The organism is Sporosarcina ureae (assembly GCF_002109325.1).
GTDB classification, from domain to species: domain Bacteria; phylum Bacillota; class Bacilli; order Bacillales_A; family Planococcaceae; genus Sporosarcina; species Sporosarcina ureae_C.
Genome location: NZ_CP015348.1, coordinates 900,775 through 926,011, shown reverse-complemented (window position 1 = coordinate 926,011; position 25,237 = coordinate 900,775). Strand labels below are relative to the sequence as shown.

The 25,237-nt window shown below is 40.4% G+C and carries 22 protein-coding genes; 16 read left to right on the top strand and 6 right to left on the bottom strand.

Going from position 1 to position 25,237, the window contains the following annotated elements; genetic code table 11:
- The first annotated feature begins 382 nt into the window (after positions 1–382).
- Complete coding sequence (locus tag SporoP32a_RS04720; protein WP_085426854.1) at positions 383–1,717, top strand: hypothetical protein; 1,335 nt, start codon at positions 383–385, stop codon at positions 1,715–1,717.
- A 164-nt stretch (positions 1,718–1,881) separates the two neighbouring features.
- Positions 1,882–3,279 (top strand): thermonuclease family protein, encoded by a 1,398-nt coding sequence (locus SporoP32a_RS04715; RefSeq protein WP_085426853.1) that lies wholly within the window; start codon positions 1,882–1,884, stop codon positions 3,277–3,279.
- A gap of 74 nt (positions 3,280–3,353) precedes the next feature.
- Here the strand turns inward: SporoP32a_RS04715 and SporoP32a_RS04710 are convergent, their stop codons facing one another.
- Positions 3,354–5,939: a CBS domain-containing protein gene (locus SporoP32a_RS04710; protein WP_085426852.1), complete on the bottom strand. Its 2,586-nt coding sequence runs from the start codon at positions 5,937–5,939 to the stop codon at positions 3,354–3,356.
- 157 nt (positions 5,940–6,096) lie between these two features.
- Positions 6,097–6,537 (bottom strand): cell wall hydrolase, encoded by a 441-nt coding sequence (locus SporoP32a_RS04705; protein WP_085426851.1) that lies wholly within the window; start codon positions 6,535–6,537, stop codon positions 6,097–6,099.
- A 373-nt stretch (positions 6,538–6,910) separates the two neighbouring features.
- Between SporoP32a_RS04705 and SporoP32a_RS04700 the strand changes: the two genes are divergently transcribed.
- From SporoP32a_RS04700 to SporoP32a_RS04665, 8 genes are all read left to right on the top strand, one after another.
- Positions 6,911–7,690: a gluconate 2-dehydrogenase subunit 3 family protein gene (locus SporoP32a_RS04700; RefSeq protein ID WP_085426850.1), complete on the top strand. Its 780-nt coding sequence runs from the start codon at positions 6,911–6,913 to the stop codon at positions 7,688–7,690.
- 23 nt (positions 7,691–7,713) lie between these two features.
- Positions 7,714–9,474 (top strand): GMC family oxidoreductase, encoded by a 1,761-nt coding sequence (locus SporoP32a_RS04695; RefSeq protein ID WP_085426849.1) that lies wholly within the window; start codon positions 7,714–7,716, stop codon positions 9,472–9,474.
- Positions 9,475–9,559: 85 nt separating this feature from the next.
- Positions 9,560–10,129 (top strand): SCO family protein, encoded by a 570-nt coding sequence (locus SporoP32a_RS04690; RefSeq protein ID WP_085426848.1) that lies wholly within the window; start codon positions 9,560–9,562, stop codon positions 10,127–10,129.
- A gap of 188 nt (positions 10,130–10,317) precedes the next feature.
- A complete protein-coding gene (locus SporoP32a_RS04685; protein ID WP_085426847.1) occupies positions 10,318–11,607 on the top strand; it encodes a polysaccharide deacetylase family protein in 1,290 nt (429 codons plus the stop codon).
- 19 nt (positions 11,608–11,626) lie between these two features.
- Positions 11,627–12,127, top strand: coding sequence for a sigma-70 family RNA polymerase sigma factor (locus SporoP32a_RS04680; protein WP_085426846.1), 501 nt, complete (start codon positions 11,627–11,629; stop codon positions 12,125–12,127).
- Positions 12,120–13,196, top strand: a complete 1,077-nt coding sequence (locus SporoP32a_RS04675) for a S26 family signal peptidase (RefSeq protein WP_085426845.1) — start codon at positions 12,120–12,122, stop codon at positions 13,194–13,196. The genes SporoP32a_RS04680 and SporoP32a_RS04675 overlap by 8 nt, the downstream gene beginning before the upstream one ends.
- 456 nt (positions 13,197–13,652) lie before the next feature.
- Positions 13,653–14,045 carry a hypothetical protein gene (locus SporoP32a_RS04670; RefSeq protein ID WP_085426844.1) on the top strand — a complete coding sequence of 131 codons (393 nt, stop codon included), beginning with the start codon at positions 13,653–13,655 and terminating at the stop codon, positions 14,043–14,045.
- 164 nt (positions 14,046–14,209) lie between these two features.
- Positions 14,210–15,130 (top strand): HNH endonuclease, encoded by a 921-nt coding sequence (locus tag SporoP32a_RS04665; protein ID WP_085426843.1) that lies wholly within the window; start codon positions 14,210–14,212, stop codon positions 15,128–15,130.
- Positions 15,131–15,452: 322 nt separating this feature from the next.
- Here SporoP32a_RS04665 and SporoP32a_RS04660 read toward each other — a convergent pair whose 3' ends face one another.
- Positions 15,453–15,872 carry a hypothetical protein gene (locus tag SporoP32a_RS04660; protein WP_085426842.1) on the bottom strand — a complete coding sequence of 140 codons (420 nt, stop codon included), beginning with the start codon at positions 15,870–15,872 and terminating at the stop codon, positions 15,453–15,455.
- 256 nt (positions 15,873–16,128) lie between these two features.
- Between SporoP32a_RS04660 and SporoP32a_RS04655 the strand changes: the two genes are divergently transcribed.
- The gene (locus SporoP32a_RS04655; protein ID WP_085426841.1) at positions 16,129–16,608 is read left to right on the top strand and encodes an OsmC family protein; all 480 of its coding nucleotides are present in this window, start codon (positions 16,129–16,131) and stop codon (positions 16,606–16,608) included.
- Positions 16,609–17,071: 463 nt separating this feature from the next.
- The gene (locus tag SporoP32a_RS04650; protein WP_085426840.1) at positions 17,072–17,644 is read left to right on the top strand and encodes an SCO family protein; all 573 of its coding nucleotides are present in this window, start codon (positions 17,072–17,074) and stop codon (positions 17,642–17,644) included.
- 75 nt (positions 17,645–17,719) lie between these two features.
- On the opposite strand, the gene SporoP32a_RS04645 is transcribed toward SporoP32a_RS04650, so the two are convergent.
- From SporoP32a_RS04645 to SporoP32a_RS04635, 3 genes are all read right to left on the bottom strand, one after another.
- Positions 17,720–18,853, bottom strand: a complete 1,134-nt coding sequence (locus SporoP32a_RS04645) for a CapA family protein (RefSeq protein ID WP_085426839.1) — start codon at positions 18,851–18,853, stop codon at positions 17,720–17,722.
- 185 nt (positions 18,854–19,038) lie between these two features.
- Positions 19,039–20,013: a bile acid:sodium symporter family protein gene (locus tag SporoP32a_RS04640; protein ID WP_085426838.1), complete on the bottom strand. Its 975-nt coding sequence runs from the start codon at positions 20,011–20,013 to the stop codon at positions 19,039–19,041.
- Complete coding sequence (locus tag SporoP32a_RS04635; RefSeq protein WP_085426837.1) at positions 20,010–21,410, bottom strand: FAD-binding oxidoreductase; 1,401 nt, start codon at positions 21,408–21,410, stop codon at positions 20,010–20,012. Before SporoP32a_RS04635 ends, SporoP32a_RS04640 begins: the two co-directional genes overlap by 4 nt.
- 314 nt (positions 21,411–21,724) lie before the next feature.
- On the opposite strand from SporoP32a_RS04635, the gene SporoP32a_RS04630 reads away from it, so the two are divergent.
- The 4 genes from SporoP32a_RS04630 to SporoP32a_RS04615 all read left to right on the top strand — a co-directional run bounded on the left by SporoP32a_RS04630 (position 21,725) and on the right by SporoP32a_RS04615 (position 25,198).
- Positions 21,725–22,948 (top strand): ATP-grasp domain-containing protein, encoded by a 1,224-nt coding sequence (locus SporoP32a_RS04630; protein WP_085426836.1) that lies wholly within the window; start codon positions 21,725–21,727, stop codon positions 22,946–22,948.
- 6 nt (positions 22,949–22,954) lie between these two features.
- Positions 22,955–23,974 carry a YheC/YheD family endospore coat-associated protein gene (locus tag SporoP32a_RS04625; RefSeq protein ID WP_085426835.1) on the top strand — a complete coding sequence of 340 codons (1,020 nt, stop codon included), beginning with the start codon at positions 22,955–22,957 and terminating at the stop codon, positions 23,972–23,974.
- Positions 23,975–24,059: 85 nt separating this feature from the next.
- Entirely contained in the window at positions 24,060–24,491 is a 432-nt protein-coding gene (locus tag SporoP32a_RS04620; protein ID WP_085426834.1) for a CotY/CotZ family spore coat protein, read from the top strand.
- Between the two features lie 20 nt (positions 24,492–24,511).
- Entirely contained in the window at positions 24,512–25,198 is a 687-nt protein-coding gene (locus SporoP32a_RS04615; protein WP_085426833.1) for a DNA alkylation repair protein, read from the top strand.
- The last annotated feature ends 39 nt before the right edge of the window (positions 25,199–25,237 follow it).

Sequence of the window (25,237 nt, the reverse complement as noted above, 5' to 3'; positions counted from 1 at the left end):
AGCGACTCACTATGAATAATCGAACGAAGAAAGAGCAAAAATTACTAGATCAAGTGGTTGGATTTATTATTGTGTCTGCCGGTACGCCGTTTTCAAGTTTCAGGTAGGCAGTGACGTATACACCTGCATGACGTGCGCATGGTAGATCGAGAAGCATTGATTCGACTAAGTATCGAAATGAAAAGAAATGTACAGATTACAGCTTAAAATATATGTTTATTCAACCTATCAGAAAAATAATCTGGTAGGTTTTTGTGCTCCTGCCCATATTCATTCACTTCCTACGTATCGTCATACTGCGAAACTTGATGAGTTTACTCCCTTTTTGTAGTATGATGCATAGAGAGTTGGAATTCGAAAACAAATTATGCGGGGGTACGACATGAATTATGGGGATCCGTTAAACAATAAAAACATTGAACCAGATAGAACGATTTATAACAGTGAGGGCTTCGATAGACAAGGGTTCAATAAGTTTGGTTATGATCGTCATGGGTTTAATGAACATGGATATAATGCTAGTGGTTTTGATAAATATGGTTTTGATGCACAGGGCTTCGATAAAAACGGCTATGACAATCAAGGCTATGATAAAGAAGGCTTTAAGGCAACGGGCTTTAATAAAGCAGGCTTTGATCGGACGGGTTATGATCGCTACGGCTATGATGCAAACGGTTATAATAAGAACGGTTATAACGTGCAAGGCTATGACAAAGACGGCTATAAAGCGGATGGCTTCAATCGCCAAGGCTATCACAAAAATGGCTATAACAAAGAAGGTTATGATGTCAACGGCTTCAATCGGGCAGGATTCAATAAACAAGGCTATGATAAATATGGCTTCAATAAATACGGTGTCAGTGCACAAGGTTATCGGACAGACGGGTTTAATAACTTGGGTTACGATAAGAACGGCTTCAATCGTCAAGGCTATAATAAATTTGGTTACGATAAAAGAGGCTTCAATCGCGATCGCAAGCATATGAATGGCACGATGTATGATGGCAGCGGTTTTGATTTCCAAGGTGTCCATAAAAATAACAGTTCATTTGACGAACAAGGGTATGACCAAGAAGGCTTTGATGAACAAGGTTTTAATAGAAGAGGATACAACCGTGAAGGTTTTACACGGGATGGTGGCCATATCAGCGAAAAAACGTATGATGAAGCGGGTTATGATCAGCACGGGTACAATCGAGATGGTTTTGACAAAGCAGGGTACAATGCATCCGGCTTTAATTCGCTCGGCTACGATAGTGAAGGCTATGATGTAAATGGTTTCAATAAGCATGGCATCGACCGCGAAGGTTATAATCGCGATGGCTTCAATAAAGCAGGTGTCGACCGAGAAGGCTTTGGCAAGAACGGCCGAAACCGACAAGGCTATGACAAGAAAGGCTTTAATCTGCAAGGATATGATAAGAATGGCTTCAATAAAGACGGCTATAATCGTTTCGGCTACGATCCACACGGTTTCAATCGGGATGGCAAACATGCGAACGGTACGAAATATGATACTAAAGGATTCGATTGCAACGGCTTTACTCCTCAAGGGATTCACCGAAACGGGACGGATCGCGATGATGAAGGATACGATAAGTCGGGCTATGATGAAGAGCGCTATGACCGAAGAGGCTTTAATAAGTTAGGCTACGATAGAAATGGTTATGATAAATATGGCTATGATAAATCGGGGTTTAGGGCGGATTCGAAATAGGATTCTTGTTTAACTTTGATAGAATTTTATAAATGATGGTTGTAATAAGTTCAACACCCCAAATTTCAGGTAGAGTTTGGGGTGTTTGTAATTTGTAAAAGATATCTGTACATAAAAATCAAACTGTAAGCCTCTCCGTATAAAAAAACATGAGGAGTGTATAAGTGAAGATATTCAAGCTATGTGTAGTCGTATTATTTATCATTTTATTTCCCGATGTGTCATCCGCTGAAGAGAATACTGTGACGAAGATTATCGATCCTTATACTATAGAAGTCAATGACACGAATCGAATTCATCTTTATGGCATCTCAACTAGTATGTTCGAAGAGTACGAAGAGTTTAAAGGGAATTTTGAAGAGGCTCCACTAAAAATAGAATCTAAAAAAATAAAAGACGCAGTACTGTTTGTGGAGGATATAGTTACTTTTGATCAGCAAGATGCTGTAAATGAAATTGAAAAGATTCTATTAAACAAAACTATTTACTTGAAGGAAGTTGAACAGGACGACTATCTCATATCTTTTTCAGCTGATGATGATCTAACTATAAATGAGTTAATTGTTGCGGAAGGTTTAGCTAATATGGACGACCTAATTAAACCAGACTATAAAATGCGTTTTTTACATGCGGAAAAGATGGCTAAAGATAATCAATCAGGGATTTGGGGCATCCGTTATCAAAGCAAGTCGATAAGCAATTCGGAAGTTATTATGGGGAAAGGAATATATAAAGTATTAGCGGTAATTAGTATAGTTAACTTGATGTACTTGCTATTCACTATAAAACAGTTATCAAATATTCCGAGTTGGTCAGGATTGTTCTATGGATTCATTTCCTTATTGTTTATTCCTTTTCCAGTGATCATAGTAGCGATTCAATATAAAATGGCTGCTATGATATATTTAGGAATCTGTTTAATTATCATACTAGTTATTTTTTACATTCTATCTAAATTCATATTGAAACACATAGAAATATTGAATATCAAGAAGTTAAGTGCCCTCATTGTCGGGTCAGTCCTAGTAGTTATTTCTTATTTTACATTTGTGTATGCTGTATTTGATAATCCACGAATAGTTCATATAACTCAAGAGGATTTCTTTTCGGGAAAAATATACACTGACGACAAAGAAGTTATAGGAGATCATATTTCCGTAAATGGCGGGACAGATCATCTGAATGATTTAGGTGATTATCTATATTTAAGTGGCACTACTTTCTTTGGTGGATCGTATGGTGATGTAATTCCTAATGGAAATATACGCTTTATAGTTGTGTTAGAAATGTTTATTGGTTTTTTATTACAATTACTTTTCTTTAGTATAGTGATCAACCTTATTTACGATAAATTTATCAAGAGTAAAAATATAGTTGAGGAAACGAATACACAAGGTGAAAAGGACATAATGGAACGAGAAGATAAAGAGTGCCAAGTCGAAGAGGTACCACTTAAAATAAGTGCGAGAGTAAGTCTAGACAGAGAAACTACTAAATTGTCTGCGATTTTAGCGACATGTATAGTCTTGTTTCTGGAAATATGTAAGAGTAAAAAAGATTGAATAATCTATATTTAGATATTTAATAGAGAAAACAAGACACCCGAAACTTCAGTTGAAGTTTCGGGTGTCTTTGATTAATTCTTACATAAATACTCCTCTAACCACTTCAACGCATCATCCTTGGAGGCAATATCTCCATTTAGCTGACTTACTTCCAGAAGGAGCAAGATCTTAGCGAATGCTGGTCCAGGCTTGAGTCCGGCTTTCATTAAATCGCCACCCGACAATAGATTTTGAAGTTGGTTGCGTTTGTACAAATAATCAATGACGGATTCCAGGTGCGCTACTTCATCCGCCACTAGGATAAACAGGATTGCTTCGTCAGAAAAATCGTGAAGGAACAAGTGGTAGTCTCCAGATTGTTTTGCTGCATTCCATTGATCATGCCGCTGCAATGCCGTGATTTCTTCCAACAGCTTCCTACGGTTTTTTCGCAGTGTGAATTTTTCCGCTGCATACAAGCTATCATTACAGTAGAACGGCAACAAGAAGTAATTGAACCAACTTGGTTTTTCACCGATTTTTAGATTTGCGATTTGACGTACTTGTTCGTTGTACAGCTTTTCTAAGTTACTAGCGGCCATGACGGAAGCACCTAACTGTTTCTCGCTGACACCAAACTGTTGCCAAACTTTTAATTCAAATAGGCGACGAATGACTTCTTGTGGTCTGCCTTCTGTGAATAAACGAATCATTTCTTCATTAATACGCTGCGGTGACAAGTGGATGACTTTATCAATTGACTCCAGTGCCAATTTTTCTGTTTGCTCATCCATCGAGAAACCGAAACGTTCTTCAAAGCGTACCGCACGGAAAATACGTGTCGGGTCTTCAATGAAACTAATATTATGGAGAATCTTGATTTTCTTTTGGCGCAAGTCTTCTTGTCCGCCAAACGGATCGATCAACTCACCAAACGCTTCCGTATTCAAACGGATTGCCATCGCATTGATCGTGAAATCACGTCGTTGCAGATCATCTTCGAGAATGGAGATTTCAACTTCAGGTAAAGCAGCTGGCTGTTCGTAATATTCGAGCCTTGACGATACCATATCAATGGATAGGCCGGACGGGGTATTCCACGTCGCAGTGCCGAAGCTTTCATGTTCCACTACTTCACCGCCATGGGTTTCCATCATACTTTTCGCCAGTTCGATTCCATTGCCTTCCGCCACAATATCGATGTCATAATTCGGCTTGTCGAGTAAAATATCCCGTACAATCCCACCGATTAAGTAGGCAGGTGTATGGATGCGGCTAGCCGTTTCACCGATGTCTTTTAGCAATTGCGAAACTTCTTCACTCATATGCTTGTCCATCTTTTCAATCAGTTCAGTGGTAGGGGACGTGTTTTCTGTTTGCTTGTCAGCTGTCATATCGCTATAGAGCACTTCGATAATATTCGACCGTGTGACAATCCCAACGATTTCTCCGTCAATTAGCACAGGTAAGCGACCGATATTATGCTTGATGACGAGTTCCTGTATTTCTTCAAGTGAAGCATCGGGTCCGATTGAATAGATTTTAGTCGTCATATATGCCTTCACCGGTGCATGACCGAGTCCGTGGTGATTTGCTTTATCTAGATCACGTCTCGTAATTAAACCGACCAATTTATTGTTTTCGACGACAGGGTAGCCTGAATGCCCGTATCGATACATGCGATGGCCTGCTTCTTCGATCGTTGTATCAGGCGTTAGTGTTTTGACAGGCGACGTCATCAACTCTTTTGCAGTAATCGCAGGGCGCAACATTGTACTCATACTATTGTTGATTTCCTCAAGAATGGCGTCTTTATCTCCTTTTTTCACAGTGGCGGAACCTGCATGCTTGTGACCTCCGCCGCCTAGTTTTTTCAGGATAGGTTGCAGTGTAATACGTTCAGAATTTGCACGCCCTACGACGCATACCGTATTTTTCATTTTGACGACAGTAATGACCGCATCCGTTCCTTTCACACCCAGTACTTTGGTGGTAATCAATGCCAAACCGTTCAAGAAGCTATCCAACTCATGCGTACTGACTGCAATTTCAAGACCATCGACTTCATGAATTTCTGTATGTGTAAGCAATTGATCCAACAAATCTTGCTGGTCTGAAGTTAATGATTCCTCCGCGAAACTGCCAACCATCTCAAGGCTCATTCCTTGTTCGAGTAAATAAGCAGCAGCTTTCATGTCACGGACCGTTGTATTCGCGTATGTAAAGTTTCCTGTGTCTGTATACAAGCCGAGACCGAATAAGGAAGCTTCAAAACTTGTGATCGATACGTTCTTTCTCTGGATTTCCTCAAGAAGCAATGTCACAGCAGCCCCTGTAAGTTCCACAGTCCCTTCATCGTATGCTAGGTCCTTTTCGCCTTTTTGATGGTGGTCATAAATAATGACTTTGCGTTTTGAGACGTCGAAATCATCGGGGAGTCTACCGATTCTAGAAAGTGAAGCGACGTCCACGATAATCATTTCTGTTACTTGATTCCAATCAATACGAGCGCTTGGCACGAAGTCGAAGACATCTCGGTAAATATTCAAGAAACGTTGTACGCGACCTTCCAGCTTATCGGAAATGATCAACTGTGCATCCGGATACAGCTTTTTCGCCGCAATCATTGAAGCGAGCGCGTCAAAGTCAGTATTGACGTGTGATGTAATAATTTGCACTGATAGTCCCCCTAGACAATATGTGAGTTAGTAAAAAAATAACCACCCTCTGCTCTGCCTGAGTGGAAGGTGGTTATTTTTCGCGTTAAATAGTGTAATAGGTACAGTTTATCAGTTTCATTCAAAATGTTCAATTGAGTCTAATCTATGGTGCTTTTTAACCCATATAGACACTATCACAAGTCCCAGGTTGCGGTTCATAGAAACAGTGATTTTTAAATTGCCCTGTAAACGGCTGACCATACCAAGTAGGCGGGCAAGGGGCGTATGGATTAAAATACCATAGCGCATAGTGGGCAGGATGTTGACGCCAGTTTGTTAGAGTCCGTTCAGCTAATCTTTTTTCAGATTCTCTTGCACGTTGGTAGAACAAGTTTCCTTTTTGTACGGCTTCGAATGAATAATTATTGCCTTGTATTTGGAAGATTACATCGTTGATCGAACGCACATCCCTGAAGTCCAGACAATCGGCTACTGCGCGATTGACAATTACATTTCCAACATATAGCATGCCTTGGTTACCTTCCGCCTCGGCTTCCGCTCTCATCATTCTTGCCATTAAGTCGACATCTGAATTTCGATATTTGACTCTCGCCATAGTTTTCACCTCACTCATAGTGTATGAAAAAGAGGGGTGATGATGTGCCATTTTAGGAAATAGTTATAGGAATGAAAATAAATATACTAGCGAACGTTGAATCGCTAATGTAGATTACTGTCTAAAAATGAAATATGCAGGTTTAATAGATTGAAATAGATACACTGAACATTTCACTGTACATAGTACTCTAAAATATTTAGAATAGTAAATTATTATTGTGATATTATTTATATCTTCTGATCGCATTGTCTACATGTACAAATTCATACATCTGTGCATACGCATTCAAATTATTAATTATTGTGTATATATGAAGAGTGCAACGGTGTTGTAGAAGTGATGTATTCATACAAAAAAGGAGGACAAGCTCATGGCAGATAATAATACAAATAACCCCAAAAACACAAATGAAGTTTCAGATCCGGGCCGCCGCAGTTTCGTCAAGAACACAGGAATTGCTGTCGGTGGGGTAGCCGGTGGTGCGTTGCTTGGAGGACTATTTACAAGCCGCTCTAAAAATAACAACAACGCGAATTCCACTGCGGACAAAGGAACAGCTAAAGAGAAGCGTTATGAAGAAGCGCGTATGTATTTCACGCGCATGGCGGACTTTGCTATTTTGGAGCAAGCCGTTGAGCGAATCTTCCCTGAAGACGATAACGGTCCTGGTGCTATAGAGTTAGGCGTTCCGTATTATATTGACAAGCAACTTGCGGGTCCTTACGGGTCTAACGTTGGCGATTACAGACAAGGTCCCTTTAAAGGTCCTAAAACTTCCGCAGCAGATTCAAGCCTAGATCGTGGGCAGATTTTCATTAATGGACTGCGTGCAATGGATATGGAGAGCCAAAAGAGATTCGATACGAATTTCATTAAAGCAACAGAAGATCAACAATTAGAAATCATGACGGACTTTGCAGATGACAAAGTAGAAGTAAAAGGAATTACCTCAAAGGCATTCTTTGCACTATTGCGTTCAACTACGCTTGAAGGAGCGTACTGTGATCCCTTATATGGTGGTAACCGAGATATGAAAGGCTGGAAAATGAAAGAATATCCAGTAGCTATCGCATCTTACGCCAACATGATCGAAGAAGATAAATTTATTAAAATGGATCAGGTCAGCCTGACGGATTATCAACCTAAATAAACTTTAGGAAAGGGGAGAACAGAATGGTAAAAACATTGGAAAAAGTAGATGTAGTAGTCGTAGGTTCAGGCTGGGCAGGCGGTATTGCAGCAGCTGAATTAACGAAAAAAGGATATAAAGTAGTAGGTCTGGAGAGAGGTAAGGCACAGAAACGAGACGATTTCGTCGGTTCAAAAGATGAATTGCGTTATGATGTGCGGAAACTCATGTTCCAGGAATTGAACAAGGAAACATTGACGATTCGTAATACGCTGGATGAAACTGCGACACCAAACCGTAGTAACGATACGAATGCTATTAATGGTACTGCTACTGGCGGTTCAGGTGTTCACTGGAACGGTATGGTTTATCGCTGGCTTCCGACAGATTTCGAAATTCGCACGAAGACTGTGGAAAAGTATGGAGAGGAAATCATTCCGAAAGATATGCAACTTCAGGACTGGGGTATAAAATACGACGAACTAGAAAAGTATTATGACCAGTTTGAAAAAACGGGAGGCATCTCTGGGGAGCCCGATCCATTGCGACCAGGTCAGCGTTCAGATGATTATCCTACACCACCGATGAAAGAAACGGATATCATTCGTACATTCACGAAAGCAGCGAAAGATTTAGGGTATCACCCGTATCGTATTGCTTCTGCCAACATTTCAGAAACATATACAAATCCAGACGGCGAAACAATTAATGCGTGTGTTTACTGTGCATTTTGTGAATCGTTTGGCTGTGATTTTGGAGCGAAAGCGGATCCAATCGCTACGGTCTTGGCTACTGCCAATAAAACGGGTAATTATGAGTTACGCAATAATTCATATGCAGTCCGAATTGTACATGAAAATGGAAAAGCTGTCGGTATCAAATATGTAGATACGGAAACAGGTGATGAGTTCATCCAACCGGCTGATCTAGTCGTAGTGGCAGGATTTACATTTACGAATACGCGTTTAATGCTTTTATCGGAAATCGGGAAACCGTATAATCCGAAAAATGGAACGGGTGTGATCGGTAGTCACTTGACAGCACACCAACGTAACTTGACGCACACACGCGTACGTGGATTCTTCGATGAGAAGAAATTCAACCGCTATGCAGGTACGGGTGCACTTGGTGTGACGATGGATGATTTCAACGTGGAGCAACTGGATCATACGAAACTCGATTTCTTGCATGGTTTCTGTTTGCGTACGTCTCAAAGAGGAGATCGACCGATTACGAATAACCACGTTCCGGCAGGTGTTCCTTCTTGGGGGAAAGAATTTAAAGACAAGTCCATTTTCTATGCAAACCGTCGTATAGACGTTCAGCAACAAAATGGTGCACTCGCTTGGCGTGAAAACTATATGGACTTAGATCTGACGTATACAGATATGTTTGGTGATCCATTGCTGCGTGTTACGAGTAAGTTCCATGACCAAGACCGCAATATTGTCCGATATGCTCACCAAAGAGGAAAAGAGTTACTAGAGCAAATGGGCGCGGATTATATTACAGTTCCTGAAATTACGGATGAAACAGAATTTGATAAGACATCACTTTCCGATCATACGGGTGGCGGCGTCATCATGGGAGACAATCCTGAAACATCTGCTGTCAATAACTATTCACAAGTATGGGATATGGATAATTTATTCGTAGTAGGGGCATCTTCATTCCCATTGATGGGTAGCTCCAATCCTACAGCGACAGTTGGTGCTCTCGCGTATCGTGCAGCTGAAGGAATGATCAAGTTCCTCGAGGACGGCGGAGGCCAGTTGGTCAAAAAGGAAGAAAGCGCAAAAGCGTAAACCAATTAAAGATGTGACAAGGGGGGAGAGGGAGATCGAAGCCTCTCTCCTTTCTTTATATAGATTATAGCGAGGAAAGATGCTTATGAATATCCGAATACTTTTTCTCCTGTTGACAGCCGTATTTCTCAGTGCTTGTTCCAATCAAATCGAAACGAATATGTCCGAAGAATTACCGGATTTCGAGTTTACTACACAAGACGAGAATACACTCGCGCTGGATGATTTGAAAGGTGATTGGTGGATTTCTTATTTTTCCTATACGCACTGTACAACAGTCTGTCCACGAACGACAGCGAATATGGTCAGTATTCAGGAGAGTTTGAAAGAAGAAGGTGTAACACCGCAAATTGTTTCGTTCAGTATCGATCCGGAATTGGATACACCTGAAATATTGCGAGATTATGCAAGAGATTATGGAGCCGACCTAGATACGATGACGTTTTTAACAGGCTATGATTTTGAAGAAATTCGTAAGTTGTCTGTGAATACATTTAAGGCGGTATTGGAAAAAGGAGCGCTCGGTCAGCGATCCCACAGCTTTTTCTTTTATTTAATTAATCCTGACGGCGAGATTGTCAAACAGTATAATGGCATGAGCGCTACGGATAATGACTTGCTAGTCGAAGATGTGAAGACGATTTTAGGGAAGTAGCGTTATTTGAAAAATAATTTATATAACTAAATCAGGCATACTTTCGTTCTAAAAAGGGCGAAAGTATGCTTTTTCTTTTTATGTACGTTATACGGTTCTCATCGATAAAAAACTTTCTAAAAAACTTTTGAAACTTTTTCTGTATTCCTCCGTCTGTAGGGTGCGCAAATGATAATAGGGGGATTCACATGAAGAAAATATATAGCTGTGTGTTGTTACTAGCGAGCTTACTCTTATTTATAATGGGAGATGGAGCCAAGTGGAATTTGAATGAAGTGCCACTGTTCCATGAGCAGCCAGCCACGGCATTTGCGGAAACTATACAAAGCAAACCGTTCATTACAGAGAGAGAATTTGAACAGGTAGTCACACTTACACAAAACCAACCGATGTATATGAAGCAAGAGAATCTTGTCCGAATTGGTGAACTGCAAGCGAATCAAGCGGTTGCGATCATTGGTGAAGATGAGGAATATTACGAGATTCGAGTAGGTAAGATGCCAGCTTTTATTCGTAAAGGACAGGCAAAGGTGGAAAAGAACGTGATCAAAGCACCGTTACATGCAGAACGTCTCGGGGCAGTAAAAACAGCTGAAGAAACACCGGTCTATTCGGAAGCAAATCGTGAAAGTGGTATCCTCATGCAATTGAGGGAAGGTTATCGCTATCCAGTTGTGCAGGAAGAAAACGATTGGTATATTATCAAAGTCGGTGAACGTGCCGGCTATATTCATAAGTCATCCGCGGAAATGGATGAAGGCTTGCCGGTATTGCTGTATCACCAAGTACTGCCACGTAAACTAATGGAAACAGAAATGAGTACAATCTCACTTGAAAAATTTGAAGAGCAAATGGCGTATTTAGCCAATGAACAATTTACGACGCTGACTTCACAAGAATTGTATGATTATCTTGAAGGGCGATTAGTCATACCCGAAAAAGCTTTGATTATTACATTTGACGATGGATTATTATCATCGAAGAAATATGCGTATCCCGTCTTGAAGCAATACGGTTTTACTTCACCTCACCACATCATTTCTTCACGTTTGGACAGAGGAAAAGGGGCACCGGCATTTGACGGTGGCGGGTTGTTGAAGTATCTTGATGCGGAAGATCTGAAAGAAATGACAGATGTCTTCCAGTTTGAAGCCCACACATGCGCATTGCACGAGCTAGGGATAGAAAGCGGAGCGGGTTTAGTTTTCGAACATTCCGAAGAGGAAATTATCGAAGATTTGAAGCTGAATTTGCACCATGTACCGTCAGCTATTTCGATCGCGTATCCATATGGCCAATATAATGATGAATTTATCGCGGCTGCTAAAGAAGTAGGATTACTAATTGGCTATACAACAGTAGAAGGATATGCCAATATGGATCGTTCCAATTATGAAGTGAATCGATTTGGCATGACAGAAAAAAGGTCGTTTAAAGATTTTGCAACGTATGTTGACGGAGACATGAGATGGCCATAGAAGAGAGTGACTAACCCAAATGAATGAAATGGATCAAATAATGAATGAGCATTCGCGTTATTTAGTACGAATCGCTTATCTATACGTGAAAAACTGGTCAACTGCTGAAGATGTCGTGCAGGAAGTCTTCGTCACGTACTTCCAGAAGAGCGACCAATTTCGCAATGAAGCCTCTCTTAAAACGTATTTGACGAAAATGACGGCGAATCGTGCAAAAGATTATTTGCGCTCCTGGAAGCATAAAAAAGATGTCGTATTTGAAACGATTTTCGTATCAACCAAAAGCTCGGAAGAACAAATCATTGAGCAAGAGCAGCTCGCTTCACTTGAAAAACACTTATTCCAACTGCCGCTGAAATATCGCGAGCCTCTACTTTTATATTATTATGACGAGCAATCGATTGCGGAAATCGCATTATTTCTAGGGCTCAATGAAAACACGGTCAAGACTCGATTACGTAGAGCAAAGTTGCAATTGAAGGGATTTTTTGAAGATGAGGAGGTGGACGACTTTGAATGACTTTAAACGAAAACTCGACCAAATGATGGGCGATACAACAGAACAGGAACGTCGAATTAAACAGCGCGTGCACGATGACCTCCAACCTTCGCGAAAGAGACAGTTTTCTTGGCAAGCTTTGCTCGTCACAGCGGCATTACCCGTTGTCGCCTTGTTGCTCGTGTTCAACTTGATGCCGGACAATCAAATCTCTTCTGATCAAGGACCGGGCACACCGTATGATCCACTTGACGATATGGCGTTGATTTCTGCGCTTCAAAAGAAAGAACAACTATCGTCCATTGATTACGAAGAATTTTCTTCATTGCCTGAGGCGAAGGAAGTGGACGGTCTATTATATGTCGATGATGAATCTTTTTCACTGCAATTTAGTACGGACACATATCATCCAGTTCTAGAACGTAAAGCGGATCTATACGATGCTACGGTCTATGAGCCAGGTGACATAGTGAAGACCTTTACGAATACGAATAGTCACTTGCCGACGTATACAGGTGTTTATTATGAAGTCGTGGCGGTACCTGGAGATCGTGTTGTCTTGCAAGACGGTAAGCTGAACATTAACGGCAACAAGTTATCGTCCGAGCTGATGGATCGCTATACAGAACAAAACGTCAAGATTGCTGGCGGATATGATCAGTTGTTGAACGCGCGGGAATATTTACTGCTGAACCACTTCCCGGCAAAGGGGACGGTTCAAGGAGCGACCGTCACGCCAGTGCATAAAATTTACGGTAAATTAATTGGTGTCGCAACTGAAGAAAGAACCGAGTCAATCTACATCGATTATTTGACTGATCAAATGAAGAGTGATTATACAGCCGAAGAGTACTTCGATTTGTATTTATATGATCAGCTCACCGGTTTGAATAAACTACCTGAGTCATCGGTATTCGCGGAAACGAGCAGAATCGGAGAACTATTCCTCGAGGCTGCTTATCGCAGAGCCATTCCAATCAATGAAGACAGAGTGGAAATACGTTATCAATATGGACGCGAAGGAGTCGTGGAGCAAGCGTTCTCTATGGGAAGAGACGCTAAATCTGGACAGTGGATTGTGAAAAATTGATCTGTTAAAGACTTTAAAGGAGGTGATGCCAAATATAGCCTCAAAGAAACCAGGTTGGCACCTGTTCAGCACTAGCCGTCAACCAACCGCTCGCTTATAGAGCCAGCCTGGTTTTCATTATATGTAACATGAGCAATAACCATGGGAAGCACTATCGAAGCAAGAAATAGAAAACATACCAGACCGGCACCTGTTTTGCATAAGCCGTCAACCAACCGCTCGCTATATAGAGCCGGTCTGGTGTGTATACATAATCGTTTAAATAGCGTGATACAAGTATTACAGACATACTAGCGATTGAAACTATGTGATGGATCAAGTACTCGTTATAGTTGATGAAAAAGACAAGAACTTCAATTTCAAGAAGTAAGAAAGAAGTGCCCGAACCCTCCCGTTTGCATTGGAAGATGTATGATGAAATACTAAACAGGTATACTCATACAAGGAGATGATACTATGGCACTCAGCAGAAAAGATTACTTACAGAAAATCATTGGATTACATGAACGCTTGATTATAGCGTCAGAAGAATACGAAGGAATTTCTGAAGAATTTATTTCTAAACAAGAACTCGATATTTCAGCTATGAAAGAACAATGGCTAGTTAAAGTAGAAGAGTTCAAGCAGATCCTCGCTGACATGAATGCATTGGAAGTTCCGAACGCGTTTGAAACGGAAGGCAATGAACTAAAAGAAGCCTATACGATATTCGTCAACTGTGTAGAAGAGAAGACGAAGAAGTTCAGCGTGGAAGCGATGGAGAACGGTGAGCTGGATGCCCTCCAGTCGAAGGAACTGCACGCCGCAGAGGATATGGAAGAATTGATTGAGAGTATGTTTGAGAAGTAAATCTTCCTTCATACGATAATTAAATACAAAACAATCGAACTGCAGACACCCCACTAAGTAGAGTGGTCTGCAGTTTTTCGTTTGCAAAGAATGCACTTTTTAACCGTACCAGATATGATAAGAGTACTAGTATACGAAATCGGTTCAGAAAGGAGTTCTCATTGATGCAAAGTTTCATCGTCATGCAAGGACGTACATATCACGAAGAACGAGAAGTAGGAATCATTTGGACACCCCGAAAAGATCGTATTGGACAAGAGCAACATTCATGGGAGCGCGTAAGGGAAGTGCGTGCAGGAGATCGGATCCTGCATTACGTGAAAGGATATATTGTCGCAATGAGCGTGGCTACATCTGACTATGTGATCGCAGAAAAGCCTTCGAGTATGAGGACACATCTAGAAGACAATGAAGAAGGATATCTAGTTCACTTAGAGTATCATGAGTTAGAAATTCCATTAAATGTTCGCGATCATTTTACTCATATCGAACCTTACCTCCCGATGAAATATTCTCCATTCCAACAAGATTCAAATGGAAATCAAGGCTACCTATATCCGTGTAATGAAGAATTATTGATTAAGTTAGTGGAACTGATTGGTGAGTTGAATATTTTTGTAGAAGATGACGAACAGTTGGAATTTGCTATTGGGATTGTGAAAAGAACCGAACATAATACGTTCATCCCTATGTTGACTGAAACGGAATCGAAAGCTAAAACGAAAGTGCGGCTAGGCAAACAGAAGTTCAGAAATGAATTGATGGATCAATGGAATGGTACATGTGCGATTTGTGAAATTAAGCTACCCGCTTTGTTGAAAGCTAGTCATTCCAAGCCCTGGAAGGATAGCACTGAAGCGGAAAGATTAAATCGGTATAATGGGCTATTACTATGCCGTAATCATGCGGCACTATATGACGAAGGTTTCATCGCATTCGATGGTCAGGGAAAGATCCATATTTCTTCGCAAATTCCGGAAGAGGATTATGAGAAGTATGCAATACATCCAAAAGTGAAAATTGTACGTATGGAAGAAAATAAATATTACTTTAAATGGCATAAGAAGCATATGCTCAAAAAATAAAATCGTTTATTTAGTATCCCATTTACTTTCTTTACTCTATATAGAGCAAAAAAGGGTTTTTTTGTTTTATATTTTGCTCAAATAGATTGTACGAAGAGAGCAAAACAGTCTATGTAGTAGACAAATTTGCTCCGTTCCATGGGAGAGTTTTGCACCTAGCAATAACCTAAGCATTTAAGAAAACTACAAAGAAAAGAAAAAGTGCGTGTGGACAAAAGATTTCCACACGCACTATCCCTTTTGGATTTATTCTCTATATAGTGTGCAACGAGGGGGATGCTTTTCTTGAAACTTCACCATACCGTTTATAGTTGCGTCAATTCTATTGCGAATAACGACTGATATTTAACCCGTCATAGGTCGGCGTTAGTATAAAATTATTGTTGGTAAAATCAAAAGTTCTTCTAGGTAGTTCAACAGTTTTAACCGCATACTTGCCGTTAGCAAAAACAAGCAAGAATAGATCATCTCTAAAATCAATATTTTGTATACTGCCTTTGACTGTAATATCCAAACTTTCCTCAATCATTTCTCTCGAAGTATATGGACCGAAGACCATGGCTTGATCCCAGTCGAAATTTGTTAATGTACTCAATGGGATTTTCATCACACCACTGTTGGCTTGTTCCTCAATTCGCTTGGCAAGAATCGGATCTTCAGTCGCCCTATGTAGGAAAGTCGAGGCGAAAACTAGTACGATCAGCAGCACTAGAATGGACCCTATAACAACTTTCTTTTTCATCCCATCACCTCTTTGATTTTTGATTATAATATATATACGACGAGAGTGGATAGTAGTTCCACTAATTGAAGAGATTCAGTATATAATCATGGTAAAGGAAATGAGTAGTATAAACTTTTTAACACGTAAGGAATCACTTCATCTACAACACGCTCGCCTAGCAACCTATACTAGGGGGCAATACAGTCAGAGTGGATTAGACTTTCCTGATTTGCATATACACTAAATACATCTTAGATAAACAGGAGGCCATAATATGAGTACAACTAAAATCATGACTGAAATTAAACGATTGATAGAGCAAGATCCGTCACTCGCCATTAGTGAATGGCAGGGGACGTGTCATTATGTAGTGGGTGAAATGATATCGCTTGAAACGAAAGATCTGCACGAAATTGATTTAGAAGGATTTGCGAAGCCAGGAGAAAAGCAAGTGATGCCGATTGAGTTATTGATCGCTGCCGCAACTACTAGTTTTGGCGTTACATTTCATTTAGAAGCACATAATCAAGGTGTAATTGTGGATCGAGCGGAAATTGTCTTCAGTGGGGTATGTGATAAAGCACCGTTTTTAGGAATTCAAAGTGGAAATAGTGGAATTACGAAACCAATGATCGTCTTATCAGCACAGTCTGCTACGAATAAAGGACATCTAGCAGAGATTGCGGCCATTGCAATTGAACGTTCACCGATTCTCTCTAGCTTGAAAGAAGACGTTACGTTGCATATTAAGTGATTGTATGGAGCCAGGTTATAAATAGGTATAAAAATACGCCGTCATTTGTCTTTTTAGACGAATAGATGGCGTGTTTTTTCATTCAAATCAAGCATTTTTCTCAAGTGATGCAGCTACAACATTGCCGCCTTCTGCTCATATCTTTTAGAGTGGCGTAATTCATCTTTCTTTCCGATGAAGACTTCATGCTATTTGTTTTTACCTCGTTCTAATATGACTACGTTTTATCCTGCTTTTGTAAGTTCTGCATCTGCTATTTTTTTGATATAACTAATAAATAACACTACATTTGGCTTATAGAATAGTTTCAACAAAAATAGCTCATTCACATTGAACAAGGAAATGATGATACAATCATTCCAAGACCGGGGTTAGACAATGAGTAAACTGCAATTATAAATAGATGTCGAATGTGGTATACTTACTTTCTTCATTGCGATATACCAAAAGTAGGAGGATCTTCATGAAAATTAAAGTAGCTATTCTTTTATGCGCGACCATTTTATTTCTGAGTGCATGTAATAAGAAAATCGAAACAAATATGTCTGAAAAAATACCTGATTTTACATTTACTACACAAGATGACAAACCTCTTGGATTGGATGATTTAAAAGGGGACTGGTGGATTGCGTATTTCTCCTATACGAACTGCATTACAGTCTGCCCAAGAACAACAGCGAATATGGTCGATGTTCAAGAAAAATTAAAAGAAGAGGGTCTGAAACCTCAAATTGTATCATTCGGTATAGATCCTGATTATGATACACCTGAAGTGCTGAAGAAGTATGCTGCGGATTTTGGAGCGGATTTGAATACGATGAGTTTTTTGACAGGCTATGATTTTGAAACGATCCAAGATATTTCAAAAAACACTTTCCTTTCTATATTGGAAAAGGGAGCGCTAGATCAACGCGCCCATAGCTATTACTTTTATTTAGTAAACCCTGACGGTGAGATTGTGAAAAGATACGATGGGCTGACAGCGACTGAGAATGAATTGTTAATAGAAGACGTCAAGACGGTACTCGGCGCGTAAGCCGAAAAGATGTAACTATATGAAAAAGCCTTTCTAATCCTAGGATTAGAAAGGCTTTTTCAGTGTTCGGGAATGTTACCATTTTGGTACGCCTACATGGTTTTCAACCCATTCATCATTGTATTTAATCGTTGGGTTAGCTTTGCTAAGGGGGACGACTTTGAAACGCCTATCTCGATCTCGAATGACGCCAGTTGGGAAAAATCGTGGATCTTCGATAGTTACCGTTTTTTGATCGCCTGTTTGTTCTTTTGTCACCGATAGCTTAGCGATTCCGCCAAAGTTCGTATAGTCAAATGGTTGAGCGGAATAGAAGTTGCCAAGTGAGAAGAAAACTTTCGTGTTTCCTACTTCTCCATAGCGTTGTAAGACGTGTGGATGATGTCCAAATAGTACATCTGCACCCGCATCTGAAACGAATTGTGCAAGTTCTGCTTGATCTTCAGACGTTTCGAGATGATATTCAGGCCCCCAATGCAATGATACGATTGTAACGTCTACCATCGGTTTCATTTCTTTAATTTCATTTTCCATCCGTTCACGGTCGATGTAGTTGACCAAGTACTCTTTGTCGTGCAAGTCTAGCTCCACGTTTGTGCCATATGTATAGGCAAGTACTCCAATTTTGATGCCGTTGACTTCGACAATCCGTTGCGTCTTGCGATCTTTAAATGATTCATAGGCGCCAACATACTCAAGCCCATATTCATTTGCATGCTCAATTGACTTTCGTACACTGGCTTCTCCTTTATCGAATGTATGGTTGTTCGCGAAGGTAACCATATCGACACCAATGTTTTGCAAAGCCGGCAGTATGTGTTTGGGACTGTTGAATTTTGGATACGTAGACAATCCAAGTTCGACACCAGCTGGCATAGATTCTTGGTTCGCTAATAGAAAATCAATACTTGCCGTTTTATCTTTTATTTCTTCAAATGCAAAATCAAAGTTCGGATACGTGTAGATGGGATTATGTAAAAGCACATCTCCGATCATTCCAATCGTTGCTGTAGTACTAATCGTTTCTTCCACCTTTTGTTCTGCTTTCACTTCTGTTACTTTTTCAGTCGTGTCCTTTGCTTCCGTACTCGTCACCGTACTTTTCTTTTCTGAAGTTAGTCCATACTCTCTAGTATTCCAATCATTCCATAAAATTATGCCGCCAACGGTCCAGACAAAGACCAATGAAGCCACAAGCCATTTCCTCATCAAGTTAATCTCTCCAAATCTATAAATGCTATTCCTATGTAGGTTTCCAAAGTTAACGATAGCACATTAGTAGATTGGTAAACAATCAAAAATTGGAATTGTAATAAAAAACTTATATATTTTACCATTATGTATAAAAACCGCTAGACTTCGACAAAAAGATCGAGGTCTGGCGGTTTCTTTTTTTATGAATGTACTTTCACTTGGTTGATCACATGATCCTCTTGGGTATCGCCAGTCGGCTTTTTTGACCAAATGGTTGCTAGAATCGGACCAGAGATATTATGCCAGATGGCACCCCAGACACTGGGGAGGGCTGCGAGTGGCCCGAAGTGAGCGGTAGCGAGTGCTACACCAAGACCTGAGTTTTGCATGCCGACTTCAAGTGAGATGGCGCGTCTGTCGTTTTCATTTAATCCGAGTCCAAGCGCAATTAGATAGCCGAGTAGTAATCCGATACCGTTATGCAAGAATACCGCGATAAACACGATGAAACCTGAACTCGCTACATTGCCTGCATTCGCGGAAGTAACCGCAGCGACAATGATGAGAATAGCAACAACTGAAATAATCGGTACGACGGATACACTTTTTGCAACCGCTCTAGGGAAGAACCGTTGAATAAGTAGCCCAAGAACGATTGGAATGATAATCACTTGTACGATTGACTTAAACATCGACAACGCATCTACCGGAAGCCATTGACCTGCTAACAATAATAACAATAACGGTGTGACGAGTGGTGCCAATAATGTGGAAAGGGACGTCATAGCGACAGATAATGCAAGATTCCCTTTTGCCAGATAGACCATAACGTTTGAAGCGGTACCGCCTGGAACAGATCCAAGTAATACAAGGCCAGCTGCTAGTTCAGGTGGTAGCTTCAATAAATAGGCTAAACCGAAAGCAACCAATGGCATAACAACAAATTGTGCGGCAACCCCAATGATCACGGGTAGCGGATTAGTCAAAATGATTTTGAAATCCACAGCGCGTAATGTCAGTCCCATTCCAAACATGACGACGCCTAATAAAATCGTAATATAGGCACCTAATCCAAGAAAAGGACTCGGGAACATGAATGCAATAACCGCAACAATGATGACCCAAAATGCAAAGAACTTTCCTGCTATAGAACTAATGGCTTCGAGTGCTTTCATGGCTTTGTCACCTCTAAATCAAGGTGGAAGATTTTATTTGGATTGAGTAAATGATCCGGATCGAGAGCTTGTTTGATTTTTTGCATGACTAGAAGGGCAGGGCCATGTTCTTGTTGCTGGTATTTCTGTTTGCCGATTCCTACGCCATGCTCTCCAGTACATGTACCGCCACGCTCGAGTGCATACAGAACAATTTTTTCATTCAACTCATCCGCTTTGGCGATTTCAGCTGGATCGTTGACGTCCATCATCAATAGTACGTGGAAGTTACCGTCACCAACGTGGCCGACAATTCCGGCTGGCACATTCAATGATTCAACGACTTCACGCGCATGATTGACTGCATCTGCTAGTTCTGAAATAGGCAAGCACACATCCGTCACCATTAGCTTCTTACCTGGGTTGCCGTGAATGAAAGCATAAGCCAAGTTGTGTCGAGCCTCCCACAATCGATTGCGTTCGGCATTGTCCGTTTCAAACTCAATGTTTTCACAGTGATGATCCGCCACAATTTCTTTCGTGAATTCGACGTCTTGTTGAAGTCCGGCTTCATTGCCATGGAATTCTAGGAATAGTGTTGGCTGTTCTTTATACTCCGTTTCACTGAATATATTTACTTGACGCATCGATGGTTCGTCGACTAATTCCACGCGCGCGATTGGAATGCCAGCTTGCAGGATGGATACTACGGCTTCTACCGCATCTTTTACAGAAGGAAAGGATGCGCGAGCTGCCGTTGTGAATTCAGGAATACCATAGACGCGCAATGTCAGCTCAGTGAAGCAACCAAGAGTTCCTTCAGAGCCGACGAATAATCCGTTCAAATGGAGACCCGACGCAGATTTAGCTGCTTTATTACCAGTATGTATAACAGTTCCGTCAGCCGTAACAACTTCCAGATCACGTACTTGATCACGCATGACGCCGTATTTGACGGAAGTCGTACCGCTAGCATTCGTTGCTGCCATGCCTCCAAGTGTCGCGTCTGCTCCTGGATCGACAGAGAAGAATAACCCATGTTTCTTCAGTTCCTTATTTAATTGAGTACGCGTAACGCCCGGTTGTACAGTAACGAGGAAATCTTCTGCGCGCACATCTAGAATCGCGTTCATGTTTGAAAAGTCGATTGTGATCCCACCGTTATCAGGGATGACACTGCCTTCTAGACTTGAGCCAAGTCCGAATGGAATGACCGCAACGTGCAGTTCTTTTGAGATGCGCATGATGTTGCTGACGTCTTCCGTACACGAAGGGAACGCCACAATATCCGGAAGTTTCATCGTATGGTAAGACTCATCTTTACCATGAAGTTCGCGCACGGTTTCATTGATCGTTACTTGTTCATCGGTTAATACCTTTTTCAGGGCTTGGACGATTTTCTCAGTAGTTGCTGTCATAGTTGTTCTCTCCTTGTATGTTGAATTCATTTTATTGAAAGTAGTTCCATTGATTAGAATTTTATAACTATTCTAACGAACATTATACTATTATACTTGCTAATCTGAACAATTCAATGGAAGTTTCCTAATTATTCTTTTTATATTCAATGTTTCCCAGATGCAAAAACTATATGTACGCATGTTCGAAGGCCTATCCGACTAGCTATACTCTTTCATATGATTAAAAGAACGCCAAAATAAGTGACTGTTTTGTTTGTATTTTCATTAACATATGCAAATGAATAACAGGCTTTGACGAAGGAGAGTGTGAAATGGATACTATTTTGTTTGTGGAAACCACGAAGAGTGGTTCGAGCAGAGAAGCCATAAAGGCTGCAGAAAGGATAGGCTATGTAACGGTCTTGCTAACCGAGAATATGAAGTATCTCGAGCAAAGGGAAGAGTTCCCCGAAGTTACACATATGATTCATGTTGACAGCCTAACGGAAGTGGTGATTCGTCATCAGATTCATTCACTACAGAAGTCGGGAATGAAGTTGAAAGGGATTTTCAGTTTCGTAGATCCATTTGTTTCGATGACTGCCCATCTTGCGAATGAATTTTGCGATTCGAAAATTTCCGCTGATGCCTATCTGAAAATGGAGGACAAAGTATTAACTAGAACAGCATTAGCTAAGAACGAAGCGACACCTAAGTTTATGATTTATGAAACATCGGCAAATTTGAAACAGTTCATCATCGAACAGGAGGTATTTCCCCTCATCATCAAGTCGCCACTTTCAAAGGCATCAAGAGACGTATATCTCGTTGAAGATCGAAAAGAAATGATGCGTGTCATGAAGGGCATGTTGAAAGTCCACCCTGGCCAGCAAATTGTCGTTGAAGAATACTTGGATGGACCTCAATATTTAGTTGAACTTGTAGTGGTTGACGGGGAGCACCACCTAGTTGCAGTGATTAAACAGGACATTCAAAAAGACTTGAAGTTCATCATTACCGGTTATGATTTTCAATTATCACTGGAGAAAAGTTTATACGATAAGCTTTTCAAGACAATAGAATCTATTTGTGAGGATTTAGGTGCAAAAAATGTAGCCTGTCACCTTGAACTACGATATGTCAGGGATACCTGGAAGTTGATTGAATTGAACCCAAGAATTTCGGGTGGTGCTATGAATCGCATGATAGAAGAGGCGTATGGAATTAATTTAATGGAAGAGACATTGAAGCTTTTTATTGGAGAAGAAATGAATTTGAAGAGAAGGCACGAAAATTATATTTATACGCATTATATTACCGTGAATGCTTACGGTACATTACTGAAAGTGACAGGAAAAAACAATGCCATGATATATGAAGGTGTGCGTGAAGTCTACGTGAAGCCACGTAAAGGCACGTTCATGACTCCACCCACTTCGATGGGAAATCGATATGGTTACGTCATAGCTTCGGGCGATTCAGCATCAAAAGCGAAACAAAATGCCTTGCATGCAGCGAAGAATATCAAGTTCTATATAGAAACGAATGAGGAGTGAGCGCAGATGATTACAGTAGGAATGTTGCATTCAAATAAACACCCAAGCAAAGTAGATAGAGCTTTCGCCTGGGCAGCTGTTGCTAAAATGGAAGGAATAAATTTTTACTACTTTTCACCACGCGATGTTAATTTCACGACAAACGTAATTTCAGGCTATGTTTATGAACAGGGCGAATGGATTCAAAAAGAATTGTTGTTCCCGGATGTCATTTTCAATTCATACTGGATGAAAACCGATGAAGATACTGCCGTCTACGATAAATTAAGTGAAATGATTCCTTTCACTTCACAACCGGTTGGCAATAAAATGAGTGTCTATAAGAGAATTAGTAAAATGTCAGGATTTGAAAAGTATTTGATCCCTTCTATACGGGTGGATCAACCGAAAGATGTATTGGAGGCTTTGACAAAATATAAAAAAGTGATTATCAAACCAGTATCCGGCAGTCAAGGGAAGGGGGTTTGGTTTATAGAGCAAGATGGAGAGCTGTTTCAGAAAGTAGTCGATACAGAAAAGACAACTACGAATCGAAAACAACTTATTTCCGAACTTCAAGACTTAATCAGTGAGGAAGACTATTTGGTTCAACCATATATTTTATGCCGAACAAAAGATGGGAATCCGTATGATTTAAGACTGCATGTTCAAAAGGACAGAGAGGGGAAATGGATAATTCCCATCATTTTCCCTCGGATAGGTACGACGGATCGAGTGACTAGCAACATCTCACGCGGCGGTAGTAAGGGAGAGTTAAAAACATTTTTACAAAGAGAATTTGATGATGAGTGGATGAATATGAAAAAAACTTTAGAGGAATTTGCTGAGCACTTCACGATTGAATTCGAAAGTACTTATGACGTGGAATTCGATGAGCTGGGTATTGATATAGGTATCGATGAAAATAATAAGCTATGGATCTTCGAAGTGAATTGGAGACCGGGATGCGTAGATTTCATAATCGCTATAGCAAAGAACCATATTCCTTATGCCATGTATGTCGCCAAGAAAAATGAATCAACTTAATAAGGTTTCAAATAATTATCTATTCATGCTTGCCCAAACCTAACCTGTCATTCTACTTTGGCATATATATAAGAGATACGTATATATGAAGGGAAGGAAAATGATGAATGAACCTAGTGTGATTTGTCTAGCAATGAAAAAATTACTGGAAGAACAAGAGATGATGAAGAAATTCGGCCATGGATTACAATTTGTCTGTTCACTACCTGTCTACGATACAATCCCCTTTACACTGCATGACTGTGCATTACAAAAGCCGTTCAGTGCTCACTATCAATGTATAAAGACTCCATATTTCAGATTGGAAAAAATCGATATAGATACATGCTGCGCGACTCTGACCTTACTCGAGCCAGTCGATATGGAAGGGAATCCAGTGGAAGACTGCGAAGAACTTTACTCCCTCAAGAAGACAAAAAGCTGTATTATAGTCAATATCAATTGCTTTTGCACTATCACACCCCTACCACCTAAACTAGTCAATAGACCACTACCTATTATTGAACCGAAAAAATAAAACGTAAAAGGTGATACTTTATGCAAGACACGATCAGAAAACAAATTTTTGAACTACAAGAGGCTAGCTATCAGAAGTTTATATCCGCGCTCATACCGAATATCGATAATGTACTCGGAGTGCGCATGCCGGAACTCCGCAAACTCGCAAAGGAGATTGCAAAAGGTGACTGGCGGACATATTTGCAAACTGCGAATGACGAGTACTTTGAAGAAGTGATGTTACAAGGTTTAGTCATTGGATATGCAAAAGCGGATGTAGAGGAACTTTTGACGTATGTAGAGACATTTGTACCCAAAATAGATAACTGGTCTGTTTGCGACAGTTTTTGTACAGGGTTAAAATTCACCAAGCAAAATAAAGAACGTGTATGGTCATTCCTTCAACCGTATATGATTTCCGACAAGGAGTATGAACTTCGCTTCGGTATAGTCATGTTGCTTGATTATTATATTGAACCTGACTATATCGACAGAGTTCTTGATTTATTAGATGATGTACAACATGAAGGATATTATGCAAAAATGGCAGTTGCATGGGCGCTGTCTATTTGTTTTGTGAAGTTGCCCGATCAGACGATGAAGTATTTAACAGGGGATCACTCATTGGATTTGTTTACGTATAATAAAGCATTGCAGAAAATCACGGAATCGACACGGGTAGGGGCAGACGTGAAGGAGATCATTCGTGGTATGAAAAGGAAATGACAAAAACCTAGTTAATTGACTAGGTTTTTAGTTATGTAA

What these genes read in the sequence shown, in the direction of transcription:
- SporoP32a_RS04720 (WP_085426854.1), top strand. Translation starts at nt 383, where the DNA reads ATGAATTATGGGGATCCGTTAAACAATAAAAACATTGAACCAGATAGA.
- SporoP32a_RS04705 (WP_085426851.1), bottom strand. Translation starts at nt 6,537, where the DNA reads ATGGCGAGAGTCAAATATCGAAATTCAGATGTCGACTTAATGGCAAGA.
- SporoP32a_RS04700 (WP_085426850.1), top strand. Translation starts at nt 6,911, where the DNA reads ATGGCAGATAATAATACAAATAACCCCAAAAACACAAATGAAGTTTCA.
- SporoP32a_RS04695 (WP_085426849.1), top strand. Translation starts at nt 7,714, where the DNA reads ATGGTAAAAACATTGGAAAAAGTAGATGTAGTAGTCGTAGGTTCAGGC.
- SporoP32a_RS04690 (WP_085426848.1), top strand. Translation starts at nt 9,560, where the DNA reads ATGAATATCCGAATACTTTTTCTCCTGTTGACAGCCGTATTTCTCAGT.
- SporoP32a_RS04685 (WP_085426847.1), top strand. Translation starts at nt 10,318, where the DNA reads ATGAAGAAAATATATAGCTGTGTGTTGTTACTAGCGAGCTTACTCTTA.
- SporoP32a_RS04680 (WP_085426846.1), top strand. Translation starts at nt 11,627, where the DNA reads ATGAATGAAATGGATCAAATAATGAATGAGCATTCGCGTTATTTAGTA.
- SporoP32a_RS04670 (WP_085426844.1), top strand. Translation starts at nt 13,653, where the DNA reads ATGGCACTCAGCAGAAAAGATTACTTACAGAAAATCATTGGATTACAT.
- SporoP32a_RS04665 (WP_085426843.1), top strand. Translation starts at nt 14,210, where the DNA reads ATGCAAAGTTTCATCGTCATGCAAGGACGTACATATCACGAAGAACGA.
- SporoP32a_RS04660 (WP_085426842.1), bottom strand. Translation starts at nt 15,872, where the DNA reads ATGAAAAAGAAAGTTGTTATAGGGTCCATTCTAGTGCTGCTGATCGTA.
- SporoP32a_RS04655 (WP_085426841.1), top strand. Translation starts at nt 16,129, where the DNA reads ATGAGTACAACTAAAATCATGACTGAAATTAAACGATTGATAGAGCAA.
- SporoP32a_RS04650 (WP_085426840.1), top strand. Translation starts at nt 17,072, where the DNA reads ATGAAAATTAAAGTAGCTATTCTTTTATGCGCGACCATTTTATTTCTG.
- SporoP32a_RS04645 (WP_085426839.1), bottom strand. Translation starts at nt 18,853, where the DNA reads ATGAGGAAATGGCTTGTGGCTTCATTGGTCTTTGTCTGGACCGTTGGC.
- SporoP32a_RS04640 (WP_085426838.1), bottom strand. Translation starts at nt 20,013, where the DNA reads ATGAAAGCACTCGAAGCCATTAGTTCTATAGCAGGAAAGTTCTTTGCA.
- SporoP32a_RS04635 (WP_085426837.1), bottom strand. Translation starts at nt 21,410, where the DNA reads ATGACAGCAACTACTGAGAAAATCGTCCAAGCCCTGAAAAAGGTATTA.
- SporoP32a_RS04630 (WP_085426836.1), top strand. Translation starts at nt 21,725, where the DNA reads ATGGATACTATTTTGTTTGTGGAAACCACGAAGAGTGGTTCGAGCAGA.
- SporoP32a_RS04625 (WP_085426835.1), top strand. Translation starts at nt 22,955, where the DNA reads ATGATTACAGTAGGAATGTTGCATTCAAATAAACACCCAAGCAAAGTA.
- SporoP32a_RS04620 (WP_085426834.1), top strand. Translation starts at nt 24,060, where the DNA reads ATGAAGGGAAGGAAAATGATGAATGAACCTAGTGTGATTTGTCTAGCA.
- SporoP32a_RS04615 (WP_085426833.1), top strand. Translation starts at nt 24,512, where the DNA reads ATGCAAGACACGATCAGAAAACAAATTTTTGAACTACAAGAGGCTAGC.